Here is a 16,878-nt window from a genome sequence, read left to right as displayed (position 1 = left end):
GAGAGGGTCCCCCCCCGAAGCGCTACGCGCTTCCCCCCAGGGGGCGCCGCGACGGACCGGCAAAGCCGGCTCCGTGCGGCCCCACGGGCAATGCCTATTGCAAGCATCGGGGATGGCGCGCGCTATCGGAAGTTGAAAGACAAGATTGAATAAAAAAGCGGCCTGCTTACTTCTTCTTCGGCTCGGACTTGCCGTCGTAGCGGCGGGTCCACTCGGCGATGATGCGGTCGCGGTTGGTGGCGGCCCAGGTGAAGTCGTTCTTGATCATGCGCTTGGTCAGGTCGGCCGGCAGGTTCGGGTTGGACGTGGCGATCGACGGGATGGCCAGCACGGCGAAGTTGGCCTTGTACAGCTCGTTGGCCTCGCGGCTGGCGGAGAAGTCGGCCAGCTTGCGGGCGGCTTCCAGGTTCTTGGTGCCCTTGACGATGGCGGTGGCTTCGACTTCCCAGCCCAGGCCTTCCGACGGGAACACGGCTTCGACCGGCGCGCCGTCGGCCTTCAGCTTGGCGGCGCGGTAGTCGAACGAGACGCCGATCGGGAACTCGCCCGAGGCGGCCAGGTTGCAAGGCTTGGAGCCCGAGTGCGTGTACGAGCCGATGTTCTTGTGCAGGGCGTCCATGTAGGCCCAGCCCTTCTCTTCGCCGAAGATCTGCAGCCAGGCGCTGACGTCCAGGAAGCCGGTGCCCGACGAGGCCGGGTTCGGCATGACGATCTTGCCGGCGTACACGGGCTTGGTCAGGTCCTGCCACGACGTGGGCTTGGGCAGCTTCTGCTTTTCGGCCTCGACGGTGTTGAAGCAGATGGCGGCGGCGAAGCCGTCCATGCCGACCCAGGCGGGCTCGGCCTTGGCGTCACGCATGTTGGCGGCGATCTGGTCCAGGCCCTTGGGGGCGTAGGGCTGCAGCATGCCTTCCTTGTCCATCAGGCCCAGCGAGGTGCCGGCCAGGCCCCAGATGGCGTCGGCCTTGGGGTTGTTCTTCTCGGCCAGCAGCTTGGCGGTGATGATGCCGGTGGAATCGCGCACCCATTGGATCTTGATGTCGGGGTTGGCCTTCTCGAACGCGGCCTGGTAGGCCTTGATCTGGTCGGCTTCCAGCGCGGTGTAGACCGTCAGCGTGGTCTCGGCGGAGGCGGCGCCCATCACGCCCGACAGGGCGGCGGCCAGGGCAAGCAGCTTGTAGCGATTCATGTGTGTACTCCGTGGATGAGCGGAAAAAAGACTGATGAAGGTCACGCGGCTGGCCGGATGGCCGCCGCGCAGGTCGTGCGAAAACGTCGCAGGGAAAAAATAGTGGCGTGCAGCTCAGGGACGCTGGCCCGCCGCCAGCCGGCGTTCGATGTCGGAGATCACGGCCGGCAGGTCGGCCACCGTGTCGATCAGGTAATGCGGCGCGGCGCCGGACAGCTCGGCGTCGGCCTTGACGCGGGCGGCATCGCGGCCGGCCTCGTCCAGGCTCAGGTATTCCTCCAGCGTCAGGCCGGCGGCGTTGCCGGACAGCAGCAGGCCCACCGTCCACATGCCGGCGCGGCGGCCTTCCTCGATGCCGGGGGCGGTGTCGTCGACCTTGACGCAGGCGGCCACGTCGGACAGGCCCAGTTCGATCACGTTCTTCAGCGCCATGGCCGGCGCGGGGCGCGCGCGCGGCACCTCGTCGCTGGCGACGATGCATTCGGGTTCCAGCCCCTCGGTGGCGGCGCGCTCGATCACGCGGCGCATCACGCTGGCCGGGTAGCCCGAGCAAGAGCCGATCTTCAGGCCGCGCTGGCGCAGCGCGCGCAGCTGTTCGGCGGCGCCGGGAATCGCGGCCGAGTACTGCGCCACTTTTTCCAGCTGCATGGGCAGGAAGCGTTCGTAGATGGCGGTGACGTCGTCATCGGTCGGCAGGCGGCCGAAGCGCGCCTCGTACTGGGACGCGATGGCGGGCAGGTCGCACAGCGTGCGGATGTGGTCCCACTTGCCCATGCCCATGGGGCCGCGGGCCACTTCCAGCGACATCTCCACGCCGAACTGCGCGAAGGCATCGACGAACACCTTGGTGGGCGCGAAGGAGCCGAAGTCGACCAGCGTGCCGGCCCAGTCGAAGATCACCGCCTCCAGGCGGACAGGCAGGGTTTTGGCAGTCATGTAGTCATCCTTGTCTTGAATCGTTGCGGTCAGGCGGAGGCCGGGCGGCGCCAGGCCTGGGTGCGCGCCAGCATGGCGCGACTGGCCAGGTGCAGCACCAGCGAGGCGACCGCCGAACTGGCCATGATCACGGCGCACATGGCGGCGGCCGGGCCGATGAAGCCGGCGTCGTCCATGTTCAGCACCGCCACCGCGGCCAGCACGGTCTTGGGGCTGTACAGGAACACCACGGCGGACACCGTCGTCATGGCGGACACGAACAGGTAGCGGGCCACGTCCAGCGCCGCGGGCAGGCACATCGGCAGCGTGACGCGCAGGAACGTGGTCAGGCGCGGCACCTTGAGCGAGGCCGAGGCGGCCTCGAACTCCGGATCCAGCGCGTTGAGCGCCGTGGTCGCGGTCAGGTGGGCGCTGGTGTAGAAGTGCACGATGGTGCACAGGATCAGCAGCGGCATGGTGCCGTACAGCAGGTTCAGCGGATTGGACGGGCTGTTGAAGAAGAAGATGTAGCCCAGGCCCAGCACCAGCCCCGGCACCGCCATGGGCATCAGCGCCAGCATGCCGGCCAGGCCGCGCAAGCCGCGGGCGGCGGCGCCGCGCGCCGGCACCTTTTCCATCATCCAGGCGCCGCTGAACACCGCCGCCGTGCCCAGCAGGGCCGTGCAGAACGCCAGCTCCAGGCTGTTGCGCCAGGCCAGCCAGCCGCCGCCGTCCATGTTGTCGAAGTCGTAGGAACGCAGCGACATGGACAGGTTGTACGGCCACATCTTCACGAACGAGGCCCACACGGCCACGCCCACGATCAGCAGGATCAGCGCCGCCATGACGCAGGCCAGCGCCAGGAAGGCCGCGTCGCGCCGGCGGTTCGGGCCCGCCGCGTAGGGCTGGGCGCGGCCGCTCATCTGAGCGCCCTGGCGGGCGCGCAGGCGGCGGTCCAGCACGAAGGTCAGCACGGCGGGCAGCAGCAGCATCAGACCGATGGCCGCGCCCTTGGAGAAGTTCTGCTGGCCGACCACCGCCTTGTAAGCCTCCATGGCCAGCACGTTGTAATCGCCGCCCACCACCTTGGGCACGCCGAAGTCGGTGACGGTCAGCGTGAACACCACGCAGCAGGCCGAGAACACGGCATAGCGCGTGCCGGGCAGGGTCACGGTCATGAAGGTGCGCCAGTGTCCGGCGCCCATGGCGCGGGCGGCGTCGTAGAGCCGGCCGTCGGCCAGGGCCAGGCCGGTCAGGAGGATCATCAGCGCGTGCGGGAAGGTATAGAAAGCCTCGCCGACCACGATGCCCCAGAAGCCATAGATGGTGGCGCCGCCGGTCAGGCCCTTGAGCAGGCCCTGGTTGCCCAGCAGGTACACCAGCGCGATGCCGGGCAGCAGCGACGGCGCCAGCAGCGGCAGCAGCGCCGTGATGCGCAAGAGGCCCTTGCCGGGCAGGCGCGTGCGCGTCAGGCCGTAGGCGAAGGCATAGGCGGCGGGCACCACCAGCAGCGTGGTGACCAGGCCCACGGCCAGGCTGCGCCCGACCATGGCGAGAAAGCCGTCGCCGGCGATGATGCCGGTCATCACGGACAGCCCGACCCAGGCGCCGTCGCCGTCGGTCACGGACTTGATCAGGATGGCCAGCAGCGGCAGCGCCAGGAACAGCGCCAGCCCCAGCACCAGCGCGCCCTGCCCCAGGCCCAGGCCGGCTGAGCCGACCCAGCGCGGCAGCGGGCGGCGGCCCAGCGCGGGAAACGAGGCGACGGGCGTCACGGGCGGCTGGCTCACGGCGGCGGGCGCGGCGTCGGCGTCGGGCGCGGAACCCGCGTCAAGCGTAGGCGCGAATCGCATGGCGCGGCAGCTCCACCCAGCAGCGGCTGGCAGCGTGAGGGCCCAGCAGGGCGTCTCCGGTTTCGGGGGACACGATGGAATGCACGGTGGCGCCGGGCACGCCTTCCAGGCGCAAGGCCAGGCGGTAGCCACGGCCCAGGAACACGCCGTCGAGCACGTCGGCCAGCATGGCGTTGGGCTGTTCCGGCCGCACGGCGCTGACGCGCACGGCCTCGGGGCGCACGAACAGGCGGCCGGACGCGGCGTCCAGCGCCTCGTCCACGGCCAGTTCCTGGCGGCCCACGCGGGCGCGGTGCGCGTCGATGCGCTCGAACGGCAGCCAGTTGGCCTCGCCCACGAAGTCGGCGATGAAGGCCGAGCCGGGCTGGCGGTAGAGTTCGCGCGGCGTGCCGAACTGTTCGATGACGCCGCCGTTCATGACGGCGATGCGGTCGGCCATGACCATGGCCTCTTCCTGATCGTGCGTGACCATCAGCGTGGTGATGGACAGGCGTTTTTGCAGCGCGCGCAGCTCGATGCGCAGGTGTTCGCGCACCCGCGCGTCCAGCGCCGACATGGGTTCGTCCAGCAGCAGCAGGGACGGCGACGGCGCCAGCGCGCGCGCCAGGGCCACCCGCTGCTGCTGGCCGCCGGAAATCTGTCCCGGATATTTGTTGGCGGCGCCGGCCAGGCCCACCAGCGTCAGCATTTCCTCGACCCGGCCCGCCACGTGCTTGCGGTGCGCGCGCTTGCCGCTCAGTCCGTAGGCGACGTTCTGCGCCACGGTCAGGTTCGGAAACAGGGCGTAGGACTGGAACAGGATGCCGTAGTCGCGCTCCTGCGGCTCGGCATGGGAGATGTCGCGGCCGGACAGCGTGATGACGCCGCTGTCCTGGCGCTCCAGCCCGGCGATGGCGCGCAGCAGCGTGGTCTTGCCGCAGCCCGAGGGGCCCAGCAGGCAGACCAGCTCGCCGGCGCGGATATCCAGCGACACATCGGCCAATGCGGTGTGGGCGCCGAAGCGCTTGACCAGGTTGCGTACCGTCAGGAAGCCGCCACGCGCGCCGGGCTGGCCGCTGCGCGCCGAGGGCGGCGTTTCCGGGGACGCTGCCGCCGAAATAGAGTCGCTGTCGTGTTGGGGCATGACGCCTCCGGTATGGGAACAGCGGCAGTATGGGAGCGGCGTATTGTGCGTTTATGACACTTCGCGCAAATGCAGTAATAAAAACATCAAATTATTTTGGTGTACTGGCGATCCTGCGAAATCCGCGTCACTCCCCCCTCGCCTGTACCGTGCTCGTCGCCGAACTCAAATCCTTCTATGCCGTGGCCCGCTGCGGAACCGTCACCAAGGCCGCCGCTCAGCTGGGCGTCAGCCAGCCCACGGTGACGGGCCAACTGCGCCAGCTCGAATCGCGCTACGGCGTCGAGCTGTTCCATCGGCAAGGGCGCGGCATGCGGCTGTCGGACGCCGGCCACAGCCTGATGCCGATGGTCGAGAAGCTGGTGCAGCAGGAAACCGAGATCGATTTCCGGCTGCGCGACGCCAGCGACCTGCGCGAAGGCAACCTGCGGGTCGGCGCCACCGGGCCGTTCTACATCATGGACACGGTGCGCCGATACAACCAGCGCTATCCGGGCATCGACCTGACGCTGGTCATCGGCAACTCGCAGAGCATGCTGCAGGCGCTGCACGACTATCAGATCGAGATTGCCACATCCTCGTTTCTGATGGATGACAAGCATTTGTATCGGCGTCTGATCGCCGCCGACCCCATCCGCGTGGTCACGCATCGCGACCACCCGCTGGCGCGGCGCGGCCGCGTGTCGCTGTCCGACCTGTCCGAACACGCGCTGCTGCTGCGCGAGCCCGGCTCGATGACGCGTCAGCTCACCGAGCAAGCGCTGCAACAGGCCGGCGTCAGCGTGCGCCGCACGCTGGAGATCGGCAGCCGTGAGTCGATCCGGCAAGCCATCCTGTGCGACCTGGGGATCAGCCTGATCCCTTCGCGCGAAATCCCTTCCCATCCGGACCTGGCCGCGCTCGACATCGAGGGCGCCGAGATCGTGATGCACGAATACCTGTACTGCCTGCGCGAGCGCCAACCGGTGCAGCTGATCGCGCGCTTTCTGGAGATGGCGCCTGCCGCCGGCTGAGCCCGGCCGCCGAGCGCTTCCCCCTTGCGGCCACTCAGGAGACAACCATGGCCTTGACCTTGCAAGACATCGAGCAGCTGTTCCTTGAACGCGGACACCGCTCCTACGACGGCGAGTCCGTCAGCCACCTGCGCCACGCGCTGCAGACCGCCGCGCTGGCCGAGCGCCACCATGCCGGCCCCGAACTGATCACCGCCTGCCTGCTGCACGACCTGGGCCATCTGATCGCAGACCGGCCCGGCACGCCCACGCTGCGCGGCCTGGACGACAAGCACCAGTATTTCGTGCTGCCCTTCCTGCGCGGCCTGTTCGGCCCGGGCGTGCTGGAGCCGATCCGGCTGCACGTCGAGGCCAAGCGCTACCTCTGCTATCTGGAACCCCACTATGAAGCGTCGCTCTCGGAGGACTCGAAGCGCAGCCTGGCGTTGCAGGGGGGCAGCTTCGATGCGGGCCAGGCGCTGGATTTCGCCAGCCTGCCGGGCGCGCCGGATGCGATTCGGCTGAGGCGCTGGGACGACATGGCCAAGGTGCCCGGGATGATCACGCCCTCGCTGGAGCACTACCTGGAGCTCGCCGAGAGCGTGTCGACGCGGGCGAAGCTGGCGGCGATCCACTAGGGCCACTCTTGCGCCCCGATTGGGGTCGGCGCTTTCCAAGATCGGCCGGACGCCACAAAAAAAAGCCAGGGCATCGCCCTGGCTTTTCCCTTTCATGGCCGGCAAGGGCCGGCGCCCTGTGTTCAGGCGGCCGCGCCCGTGGCCACCGGACGCGACGCGTCGCTGCACCACTCGCTCCACGACCCCGGATACAGGCGGGAACCGGACAGGCCGGCGATTTCCATGGACAGCAGGTTGTGGCAGGCGGTGATGCCCGAGCCGCACTGGTGCACGATGGCGGCCGGATCGCGGCCCGCCAGCAGCGCCGTGAACTCGGCGCGCAGCTGCTCCGGCGCCTTGAAGCGGCCATCGGTCTGCAGGTTCTCGCCGTTGGGACGGTTCAGCGCGCCCGGGATGTGGCCGGCCACCGGATCCATGGGCTCGACCTCGCCGCGATAGCGGTTGGCGGCGCGCGCGTCGACCACGGTGAAGGCGGTCTGGGCGATGTTGGCCAGCACCGTGGCGGCGTCCACCGTCGCGGCCAGCGCAGCGCCCGGCTCGACGGGCTGGCCCGCTCGCACCGCCGCGCCCGGCTCGGTCGAAACGGGCAGGCCGGCCGCGGTCCAGGCCTGCCAGCCGCCGTCGAGCACCGCAACGCGCTCATGGCCCAGCCAGCGCAGCATCCACCACAGATGGGCGGCGTACATGCCGCCGCTGGCGTCATACGCCACCACCAGGGTTTGCGGCGTGACGCCGTGGGCGGCCATCAGCGCGCCGAATTCCGCGCGCGACGGCAGCGGGTGGCGGCCGTTCCTGCCCGTGCGCGGGGCGGCCAGCTCGGTCTCGTGGTCCAGGTAGCGGGCGCCGGCGATATGGCCGGCCCCATAGGCCTGGCGGCCGGCGGCGTGGTTCATCAGGTCGTGGCGCACGTCGAACACGCGCAGGTCGGCGCCGCTCAGGCGCTCGGCCAGTTCGGCGGCGGAAATCAGGGTCATCGTCATCGGTCGGACTCCTCTAGCTGAATTCGGATGGACGGCCGGGACTCAGGCCGGCTTGGGATCGCGCATGGTGCGCCAGACCGACAGCAGTCCGGCGAAGATGATCAGCGCCATGCCGGCCCAGGCCAGGCCGTCCAGACGGTCGCCCCACAGGCCCATGCCCAGCAGGGCCGCGAAAATGATGGTGGAGTATTGCAGGGCGGCGGTCAGCAGCGCCGAGCCCAGGCCGAAGGCCCGCGTCATCGCCAGCTGTCCGAACAGGCCGGCCACGCCCACGCCCACCAGCGCGGCATAGCCGGGCCAGTCGGCCTGGCCCCAGCCGTCGAAGCCCAGGCCGGCGGCGCTGGACAGACAGACCGCCACGGAAAAGAACAGCACCGTGCGCCATTCGGGTTCGCCGATGCGGCCGAGCTGGCGGATCTGCATCATGGCGATGGCCGACATGGCGCCGGCCGTCAGTCCCAGCAGCGCGGCCAGCCACTGGTCGTCGTTGATGCTGGGGCGCAGCACCGCGATCACGCCCAGGAAGCCCAGCGCCACGGCGGTGATGCGCACGGCGTCGCGCTGCGCGCCGCCCCAGCCCAGCATCCAGCAGGCGATGAACAGCGGCGCGGTGTAGTTCAGGCTGGTGGCGGTGGCCAGCGGCAGGTGGGCGATGGCATAGAAGCCCAGCCACATCGAGGTGACGCCGGACAGGTTGCGCCACAGGTGCAGCTTCCAGCTGGTGGGCACGATGGACTGGCGTCCGGCGCGGGCCCAGATCAGCAGCAGGATGACCGAGGGCAGGCCGCGGAACAGCACCACCAGCGGCAGCGACGCGCCGTGCTCGGTGCCGAGCTTCACGAACGACCCCATGATGGCGAACATGGCTGACGCCACCAACATCCAGAGTGCCTGCATGGGGACCTGCGCTAGGTAAAAAGTGAAGGGAAACGAGGGAAAGCGATACTATACTCCCCGTCACCGGAGGCGGCGCCGGCGGTCGGGGAACTGGCGGCCCGCCTTGCAGTCCAAGCCGGACTATCCTGCTCGCAGAGGAACATAAAAAGCATGAAACGCATCGTCCTGTTCGTCATCACCAACCTGGCTGTGATGCTGGTCCTGTCGGCCACGCTGCGCATCCTCGGGGTGGACAGATACATCACCGCGCAGGGCCTGAACCTGCAGGCGCTGCTGGTGTTCTCGGTCGTCGTCGGCTTCACCGGCGCGATCATCTCGCTGCTCATCAGCAAGCCCATGGCCAAGTGGAGCACCGGCGCGCAAGTGCTGGATCCGAACGCCCCGCGCAACCAGCGCGAGGCCTGGCTGCTCGATACCGTGCACCAATTGGCCGACCGCGCCGGCATCGGCCGTCCCGAAGTCGCCATCTACGAAGGCGCGCCGAACGCCTTCGCCACCGGCGCCTTCAAGAACGACTCGCTGGTCGCCGTGTCCACCGGCCTGCTGGAAAGCATGACCGAAGAGGAAGTCGCCGCCGTGCTGGCCCACGAAGTGGCCCACATCGCCAACGGCGACATGGTCACGCTGACCCTGATCCAGGGCGTGGTCAACACCTTCGTGGTGTTCCTGGCGCGCGTGGTCGGCTACTTCATCGACCGCGTCGTGCTCAAGAACGAGCGCGGCATGGGCATCGGCTACTACGTGACCGTGCTGGTCTGTGAGATCATTTTCGGCATCCTGGCGTCGATCATCGTCGCCTGGTTCTCGCGCCAGCGCGAGTACCGTGCCGATGCCGGCTCGGCCCACCTGATGGGCGCCCGCGAACCCATGATCCGCGCCCTGGCCCGCCTGGGCGGCATCGAAGCCGGCGAACTGCCCAAGTCCTTCGAGGCCTCGGGCATCACCGGCAAGGGCGGCCTGGCCGCGATGTTCGCCTCGCACCCGCCGATCCCGGCCCGCATCGCGGCGCTGCAGCAAGCCCGTCCGGCCTGATTCCGGCGCCCGCGAGGGCGCTGACGATCCGCAGGAAAAGCCCGCGCAAGCGGGCTTTTTTCTTGCCCGCAAGCCACGGCGCGCCTGCGATACGCCCGCATCCAGAACTCGCGGCGCCGATGCCCCCCCTGCCCGGCTCCTAGCGAAATCCCTAGGTACCAAGTGAATTGACAGCGCTGTCAATTGCACTGAAACTAGCTTCGCCGACAAGCCGTCGGCCAACGACATACAAGCCGACCCGCCCACCAGCGGCGCGCGGCGACAGGAGACAAGTCATGGCAACACCTCCCTGCCCCCCGGCAGCGGACGGCGCTGGCGCGCGCCTCCGGCATCGCTCACTCATGCGCCTGCCCTTCCTGCGACCGCTGCTCATGGCCGGCCTGTTGACCGGCGCCGGCGCGGCCCAGGCTTATGACATCACCACCAGCCCGCACCTGTTCGGCGACTGGGGCGGCCTGCGCACCAGCCTGTCCGAGCGCGGCATCGACCTCAACCTCGGCTATACCGGCGAGGCCGCGCACAACTTCAGCGGCGGCAAGGACAAGCTGACCCGCTACACCGACCAGTGGGTCTTCGGCGCCACGCTGAACCTGGACAAGCTCTGGGGCTGGCGCGGCGGCACCTTCCAGATGACCATCACCGACCGCAACGGCCGCAACCTGGGCGCCGATGCCGGCATCGGCAACAACATGCTGATCCAGGAGGTCTACGGCCGCGGCCAGACCTGGCACATGACGCAGTTCTGGCTCAACCAGTCCTTCCTGGACAACCGGGTGCAGTGGAAATTCGGCCGCATGACGGTGGGCGAGGATTTCGCCAGTTTCTCCTGCGACTTCCAGAACCTGACCTTCTGCGGCTCGCAGCCCGGCAACCTGGTGGGCAGCTACTGGGTCAACTGGCCGACCAGCCAGTGGGCCACGCGCCTGAAGGTCAGCACGTCGGAACAGACCTATCTGCAGGCCGGCGTCTACCAGGTCAACCCGAAATACGTGGATGACGGCTACGCCCGCCGCCACGGCTTGTCGCTGGACAATCCCGGCGGCACCACCGGCGCCCTGATCCCGCTGGAATTCGGCGTGCTGCCGTCCTGGAACGGACTGCCCGGCTCCTACAAGTTCGGCGCCTGGTACAACACCTCGCAGGGCAAGGACCTGTACCAGGACGTGAACGGCGACGCGCGCGGCCTCACCGGGCTGGCGCCGCGCGAACGCAACGGCCAGTACGGCTTCTACCTGAACTTCGAGCAGCAGGTCAGCGGCACCGCCGGCGCGCGCGGCGCCTCGGTGTTCCTGAACTTCTCGCAGGCCGATCGCGCCACCGCGGCGCAGGATCACCAGCTCGCGCTGGGCCTGCAGTACAAAGGGCCTTTCGGGCAGGCGCGCGACGTGGTCGGCGTGGCCATCGGCGCCACCCACAACAACGGCCGCTACGCGCGCTACGTGAGGCAGCAGGACCAGCGGCTGGACACGCGAACCACGGTGGGCGACGGCTATGAGTACGTGGCCGAGGCCTACTACAGCTGGTCGCCGGTTCCGTCGATCTACCTGCGGCCCAACCTGCAGTACATCCGGCATCCAGGCGGCACGTCCAGCAACCACGACGCCTTCATCATCGGACTGAAGACCGGCATCACCTTCTGAGCGCAACGAGGAGACAGACATGACCCTATCTTTCCGCCGCCTGCTGGCCTGCGCCCTGGCGCTGCCCGCCGCCCTTTCCGCCGGCGCCGCCGCCCACGCCAGCAAGGAAGCGCCCGTGATCGGCTTTTCCATCGACGACCTGCGCGTCGAGCGCTGGACGCGCGACCGCGACTACTTCGTGCAGGCCGCGACCGCCCTGGGCGCCAAGGTCAGCGTGCAATCCGCCAACGCCAACGAGGCGCGCCAGATCGCGCAGCTGGAGAACCTGATCGCCGAGGGCGTGGACGCGCTGGTGATCGTGCCCTTCAATTCCAAGGTGCTGAGCAACGTGATCGCCAAGGCACGCAAGAGCGGCATCAAGGTCATCGCCTACGACCGCCTGATCCTGGGCGCGCCGCTGGACGCCTATGTCTCGTTCGACAACGTCAAGGTCGGCGAGATGCAGGCGCAGGGCGTGGTCGACGTGGTGCCCAAGGGCAATTACTACCTGCTGGGCGGCGCCTCCACCGACAACAACGCGCGCCTGTTCCGCGAAGGACAGATGAACGTGCTCAAGCCGCTGGCCGACAAGGGCGACATCAAGATCGTGGGCGAGCAATGGACGCCGGAATGGGATCCGTCCAAGGCCCAGGCCATCATCGAGAACGCGCTGAACGCCAACGACAACAACATCCAGGCCATCGTCGCCTCGAACGACGGCACGGCCGGCGGCGCGATCCAGGCGCTGACCAGCCAGAAGCTGGCCGGCAAGGTCGCGGTGTCGGGCCAGGACGCCGACCTGGCCGGCGTGCGCCGCGTCGCGGCGGGCACGCAGACCATGACCATCTACAAACCGCTCAAGAGCATCGCCAGCACCGCCGCGCAGGTGGCCGTGGAGCTGGTGCAGGGCAAGCAACCTGCGTTCAACGCCAAGCTCGACAACGGCAAGGGCCAGGTGAACAGCATCCTGCTCAAGCCCACGCTGCTGACGCGCGACAACCTGGACATCCTGGTCAAGGACGGGTTCTATACGGCGGAACAGATCGCGGGCAAGTAGCCGCGACGGGAGACGGGTGATGGAACAGCAGCCCCTGTTTGAAATGCGCGGCATCGTCAAGGAATTCTCGGGCGTGCGCGCGCTGTCCGGCGTCAGCCTGGCCGTGCGTCCCGGCGAATGCCTGGGCCTGTGCGGCGAGAACGGCGCCGGCAAGTCCACGCTGATGAAGGTACTGTCGGGCGTCTATCCGCACGGCAGCTACGAAGGCCAGATCCTCTGGGAAGGCCGCGAGCTGCGCTCGCGTTCCACGCGCGACAGCGAGCGCGCCGGCATCGTCATCCTGCACCAGGAGCTGATGCTGGTGCAGCAGCTGAGCGTGACCGAGAACATCTTCCTCGGCAACGAGCTGAAGCTGCCCGGCGGGCGCATGGACTACCCCGCCATGCACCGCCGCGCGGCCGAGCTGCTGGCGCAGCTCAAGCTGGACGACGTCAACGTGGGCGCGCCGGTGATGCACTACGGCAACGGCCACCAGCAGCTGTTCGAGATCGCCCGCGCCCTGGCCAAGCAGGCGCGCCTGCTGATCTTCGACGAGCCCACGTCCTCGCTCAGCGCCAAGGAGATCGAGGTGCTGCTGGCGATCATCGAAGACCTGAAGCGCGCCGGCGTGGCCTGCATCTACATCTCGCACAAGCTCGACGAGGTCAAGCGGGTCTGCGACACCATCACCGTGATCCGCGACGGCGAGCATGTCGCCACCCGGCCGGCCGCGGCGCTGGACGAGGACGGCATCATCGGCCTGATGGTGGGCCGTGAGCTGACCTCGCGCTTTCCCCGCACCGAGCGCCAGCCCGGCGAGGTAGTGCTGGAAGCGCGCGGCGTGACCTGCTGGGACGTCACCAACCCGCGCCGCAAGCGGGTGGACGATGCCGGCCTGCAGGTGCGCGCCGGCGAGATCCTGGGCATCGCCGGCCTGGTGGGCGCGGGCCGCACCGAACTCGTGTCCGCGATCTACGGCGCCTATGCCGGCCGCAGCGAGGCGCAGGTGTGTGTGCTGGGCCGCCCCGTGCGCATCGGGTCGCCGGCCGACGCCATCGCGCAGGGCATCTGCCTGGTGCCGGAGGACCGCAAGCGCCATGGCATCGTGCCGCAGATGAGCGTGGCCGAGAACATCACGCTGGCCACCCTGGCCGACCACGCGCGCGCGACCCGCGTCGACGCGCAGTCGGAACTGGCCGCGGTCGAGCGCGAGATCGCGCGCCTGCGCATCAAGACCGCCAGCCCCGGCCTGCCAGTGGCCAGCCTGTCCGGCGGCAACCAGCAGAAGGTGGTGCTGGCGAAGATGGCGCTGAAAAACCCCAGGGTGCTGATCCTGGACGAGCCGACGCGCGGCGTGGACATCGGCGCCAAGTACGACATTTACAAGATGATCTTCGACCTGGCCGACCGTGGCGTGGCCATCATCATGGTGTCCTCCGAGCTGCCCGAGATCCTGGGCATGAGCGACCGCGTTCTGGTCATGAACGCCGGCCGCGTCGCCGCCGAATTCCCCATCCAGGGCCTGACGCAGGAACGCGTGCTGGCCGCCGCCCTGAACACCGAACCGCTACGGCACGCCGCCTGAACGCCATGAAGCAGACCCTCGCCTCTTCCTATTCCGAACCCCGCCCCAAGGCCGCGCACCAGCCCCTGCGCCAGCTCTTCGCCCGCCACAAGCTGCTGGCGATGGTGCTGGCCCTGGCGCTGATCTGGCTGTTCTTCTGGCACCAGACCGGCGGCACCTTCCTGCGCCCCAACAGCATCTCCAACCTGTTCCTGCAGATGTCCGTCACCGGCATGCTGGCCTGCGGCATGGTGCTGGTCATCATCGCCGGCGAGATCGACCTGTCGGTGGGATCGCTGCTGGGCCTGCTGGGCGGCCTGGCCGCCATCCTGACTGTGAACCTGGGCTGGAACACCTGGCTGGCGGTGGCCGCCGTGCTGGCCGCCGGCGCCGCGCTGGGCCTGGTCAACGGCTGCCTCACGACGCGGCTGCGCGTGCCGTCCTTCATCGTCGGCCTGGGCGGCATGCTGGCCTATCGCGGGCTGCTGCAGCTGAGCACGGACAGCATCACCATCGCCCCCGTGCCCGACGACCTGGGCGCCATCGCCCAGGCCTTCGTGCCGCCGGCGCTGTCCTGGCTGATGGTGGCGCTGATCATCGCGCTGGCCTGCGGCCTGGCCCTGTCGCGCCGGCGCCAGCGCCGCAGGCTGGGGCTGGCGCTGGCGCCGGCCTGGGCCGACGGACTCAAGGTCGGCGCGATCGCCGCCACGGCGGCGGGCTTCGTGCTGGTGCTGAACCAGGCCCACGGCGGGCCGCTGCCGGTGCTCATCCTGTTGGCGCCGCGTGGCGGATTCTCCCCGATCACCAGCCAGACGGTGTTCGGCCGCCCCGTCTACGCGGTGGGCGGCAACGTCGAGGCCAGCCGGCTATCCGGCGTGAACGTCAAGCGCGTGAAACTGATGGTGTTCATGCTGATGGGCCTGATGTGCGCCTTCGCCGGCATCGTCACCACGGCGCGCGCGGCGGCGGGCTCGCCGTCGGCCGGCGTGGGCGGCGAGCTGGACGCCATCGCCGCCTGCTTCATCGGCGGCACGTCCATGCGCGGCGGCTCGGGCACCGTGTACGGCGCGCTGATCGGCGCGCTGGTCATGGCCAGCCTGGACAACGGCATGCAGCAGATGAACGTGGATACTTCCTGGCAAATGATCGTCAAGGGCGCCGTGCTGGTGCTGGCGGTCTGGATAGACGTAGCGACGAGGTCCGAACGTGCATAAATCCCAACCCTCCTCCGCGCCGGGCAGCTGCCTGCTGGCGGTAGGCACCTATACCGAGATCCTGCCCCATGTGCAGGGACGAGGCCTGGGCATACACCTGCTGGAATTCGACGGCGAATCCGCCACGTTCCGCGAACGCCAGGCCCTGGCCGGCCCGGTCAATCCCTCATATCTGTGCGCATGGGGCGACCGGCTCTACAGCGTCAGCGAACGCAGCCGCGACGCGGCGCTGGACATCTGCGCCATCGAGGACGGCGGCGCGCGCCTGCGCCCCATCGGCCGCGCCGCCGCGCCCGGCGCCGACCCCTGCCACGTCAGCGTGAATCCGGTGGCGCGCCAGCTGTACGTCTCGAACTACAGCTCGGGCGAACTGCTGTGCTACGCGCTGGACGACAAGGGCCTGCCCGCCGGCGAGCCGCAGGCCGTCAGGCGCCAGGGCTCGGGGCCGCGCGCCGACCGCCAGGACGGCCCGCACGCGCACTTCGCGATGCCCGATGCCTCCGGCGCGCATGTGTACCTGTGCGACCTGGGCACGGACGCGATCGTCCGCCATCGCGTCCTGGCCGACGGCCTGGCGCCGGAGCCCGACTGGACGCTGCATGCGCGGCCCGGCTCGGGACCGCGCCATCTGGTCCTGTCCGGCGCGCTGATCGTCGCGGTCAATGAGCTGTCCAATACGCTCAGCGTCTACGGGCAGGCCGAGGATGCGCGAACCCCGCCCCGCGAACTGGCGCACGCCAGCACGCTCCCGCCCGGCTGGACCGGCGCCAGTTGGGCCGCGGCGCTCCGGCTGCACCCGAACGGCAGGCTGCTGATGGTCTCCAACCGCGGCCACGACAGCATCGCCGCCTTCCGCCTGCGACGCGACGCGCCCTGGCTGGAGCCGCTGGGCCACTTCCCCGCCGGCGGGCGCACGCCGCGCGACATCGCCTTCACGCCCGACGGCGCCTTCCTGCTGATCGCCTCGCAGGACGACCATCTCATCCGCGCATTGCGCATCGACCCCATCACGGGCATGCCCGAACGCGCCGGCGCATCCTTCGCGCTGCGCTCGCCCGTCTGCCTGTGCCCCCTGCTGCCCTGAACCGGAAACCCTCAACGTGACTGCATTCCTTCCTCCCGCCCGCATCATTGTCACCGGCGCCACCGGCCAGGTCGGCCGCAAGGCCCTGGCCATCCTGGCGCGCCAGGCCTGGTGCGAACACCTGATCGGCATCGACCTGCACGCGGACGACACCCCGTTCGGGCCCGAGCTGCGCGAACGCCTGACGCTGGTCGCCGCCGATCTCGAGGATCCCGACGGCGCATGGACCCGCCATTTCGAGGGCGTCGACGCCGTGCTGCACCTGGCCGCCCGGCATTCCACGCCAGACGCCAGCTGGGAAGAGGCGCTGGGCTCTTACAACATGACGCTGAACGTGCTGACGGCCGCGGCCACGCATGGCGCGCGCCGGCTGGTGTTCTCCTCGTCGAACCATGCCATGGGCGGCTACAAGGCCCAGCCGCTGGCCGCGCGCATGGGCCCTGGCAAGCTCACCGCGCAAACCGAGCCGGCGCCCGGCACGCGCTGGTTCGACGGCCAGCGCGACGTGCATTCGCTGGCCTACGGCACCTCCAAGGTGATGGGAGAGCGCCTGTGCCGCGCCTATTCGGCCGTGACCGAAGGCCGCCTGTCGACGGTGGCGGCGCGCATCGGCTGGATCCTGCCCGACGGCAACGACCCGCGCGACATCACCTATTCCGGCGTGGCGCACCAGCGCGCGCCTTCGGACGGCGCGCTGGACGAACCCAGCCGCCGCGCGCTGGTGCGCCACGCCGGACTAGGT

15 protein-coding genes are annotated in these 16,878 nt (G+C 69.3%); 9 read left to right on the top strand and 6 right to left on the bottom strand.

The genetic code is table 11. The annotated features are described in order from the left end of the window. Positions 1 to 166 precede the first annotated feature (166 nt). From KDH83_RS05000 to KDH83_RS04985, 4 genes are all read right to left on the bottom strand, one after another. On the bottom strand, positions 167 to 1,189 hold the full coding sequence (locus tag KDH83_RS05000) for a putative 2-aminoethylphosphonate ABC transporter substrate-binding protein (protein WP_212313220.1): 1,023 nt from the start codon (positions 1,187 to 1,189) through the stop codon (positions 167 to 169). A gap of 114 nt (positions 1,190 to 1,303) precedes the next feature. Then, a complete protein-coding gene (gene phnX / locus KDH83_RS04995) occupies positions 1,304 to 2,125 on the bottom strand; it encodes a phosphonoacetaldehyde hydrolase (RefSeq protein WP_212313218.1) in 822 nt (273 codons plus the stop codon). A gap of 29 nt (positions 2,126 to 2,154) precedes the next feature. Beyond that, entirely contained in the window at positions 2,155 to 3,957 is a 1,803-nt protein-coding gene (locus KDH83_RS04990; protein ID WP_212313217.1) for a putative 2-aminoethylphosphonate ABC transporter permease subunit, read from the bottom strand. Continuing rightward, positions 3,935 to 5,080, bottom strand: coding sequence for a putative 2-aminoethylphosphonate ABC transporter ATP-binding protein (locus KDH83_RS04985; protein ID WP_233772781.1), 1,146 nt, complete (start codon positions 5,078 to 5,080; stop codon positions 3,935 to 3,937). The genes KDH83_RS04990 and KDH83_RS04985 overlap by 23 nt, the downstream gene beginning before the upstream one ends. A 149-nt stretch (positions 5,081 to 5,229) precedes the next feature. Between KDH83_RS04985 and KDH83_RS04980 the strand changes: the two genes are divergently transcribed. Next, positions 5,230 to 6,093 (top strand): LysR family transcriptional regulator, encoded by an 864-nt coding sequence (locus KDH83_RS04980; RefSeq protein WP_212313216.1) that lies wholly within the window; start codon positions 5,230 to 5,232, stop codon positions 6,091 to 6,093. A 47-nt stretch (positions 6,094 to 6,140) separates the two neighbouring features. Further along, positions 6,141 to 6,710, top strand: coding sequence for a phosphonate degradation HD-domain oxygenase (locus tag KDH83_RS04975; protein ID WP_212313215.1), 570 nt, complete (start codon positions 6,141 to 6,143; stop codon positions 6,708 to 6,710). Positions 6,711 to 6,832: 122 nt separating this feature from the next. Here KDH83_RS04975 and KDH83_RS04970 read toward each other — a convergent pair whose 3' ends face one another. Both KDH83_RS04970 and KDH83_RS04965 read right to left on the bottom strand, forming a co-directional pair. Beyond that, complete coding sequence (locus KDH83_RS04970; RefSeq protein ID WP_212313214.1) at positions 6,833 to 7,690, bottom strand: sulfurtransferase; 858 nt, start codon at positions 7,688 to 7,690, stop codon at positions 6,833 to 6,835. A gap of 42 nt (positions 7,691 to 7,732) precedes the next feature. Beyond that, positions 7,733 to 8,587 (bottom strand): DMT family transporter, encoded by an 855-nt coding sequence (locus KDH83_RS04965; RefSeq protein ID WP_212313213.1) that lies wholly within the window; start codon positions 8,585 to 8,587, stop codon positions 7,733 to 7,735. A 150-nt stretch (positions 8,588 to 8,737) separates the two neighbouring features. Between KDH83_RS04965 and htpX the strand changes: the two genes are divergently transcribed. The 7 genes from htpX to KDH83_RS04930 all read left to right on the top strand — a co-directional run. Further along, positions 8,738 to 9,619: a protease HtpX gene (htpX, locus tag KDH83_RS04960; protein ID WP_212313211.1), complete on the top strand. Its 882-nt coding sequence runs from the start codon at positions 8,738 to 8,740 to the stop codon at positions 9,617 to 9,619. A 341-nt stretch (positions 9,620 to 9,960) separates the two neighbouring features. Next, a complete protein-coding gene (locus KDH83_RS04955; protein ID WP_249204858.1) occupies positions 9,961 to 11,259 on the top strand; it encodes a carbohydrate porin in 1,299 nt (432 codons plus the stop codon). 19 nt (positions 11,260 to 11,278) lie between these two features. Then, positions 11,279 to 12,295, top strand: a complete 1,017-nt coding sequence (xylF, locus tag KDH83_RS04950; RefSeq protein WP_212313206.1) for a D-xylose ABC transporter substrate-binding protein — start codon at positions 11,279 to 11,281, stop codon at positions 12,293 to 12,295. 19 nt (positions 12,296 to 12,314) lie between these two features. Then, positions 12,315 to 13,859, top strand: a complete 1,545-nt coding sequence (locus tag KDH83_RS04945) for a xylose ABC transporter ATP-binding protein (protein ID WP_212313204.1) — start codon at positions 12,315 to 12,317, stop codon at positions 13,857 to 13,859. A 5-nt stretch (positions 13,860 to 13,864) separates the two neighbouring features. Beyond that, complete coding sequence (locus tag KDH83_RS04940; protein WP_212313202.1) at positions 13,865 to 15,052, top strand: sugar ABC transporter permease; 1,188 nt, start codon at positions 13,865 to 13,867, stop codon at positions 15,050 to 15,052. Then, positions 15,045 to 16,136: a lactonase family protein gene (locus tag KDH83_RS04935; RefSeq protein WP_212313200.1), complete on the top strand. Its 1,092-nt coding sequence runs from the start codon at positions 15,045 to 15,047 to the stop codon at positions 16,134 to 16,136. The genes KDH83_RS04940 and KDH83_RS04935 overlap by 8 nt, the downstream gene beginning before the upstream one ends. A gap of 16 nt (positions 16,137 to 16,152) precedes the next feature. After that, on the top strand, positions 16,153 to 16,878 hold a 726-nt coding region (locus tag KDH83_RS04930; protein WP_212313198.1), incomplete at its 3' end, for an NAD(P)-dependent oxidoreductase.

Source organism: Achromobacter sp. Marseille-Q0513, from assembly GCF_018195695.1.
Taxonomy (GTDB): domain Bacteria; phylum Pseudomonadota; class Gammaproteobacteria; order Burkholderiales; family Burkholderiaceae_B; genus Achromobacter.
The sequence above is the reverse complement of the archived record's forward strand: the minus strand, read 5'-3'. Positions and strand labels throughout refer to the sequence as shown.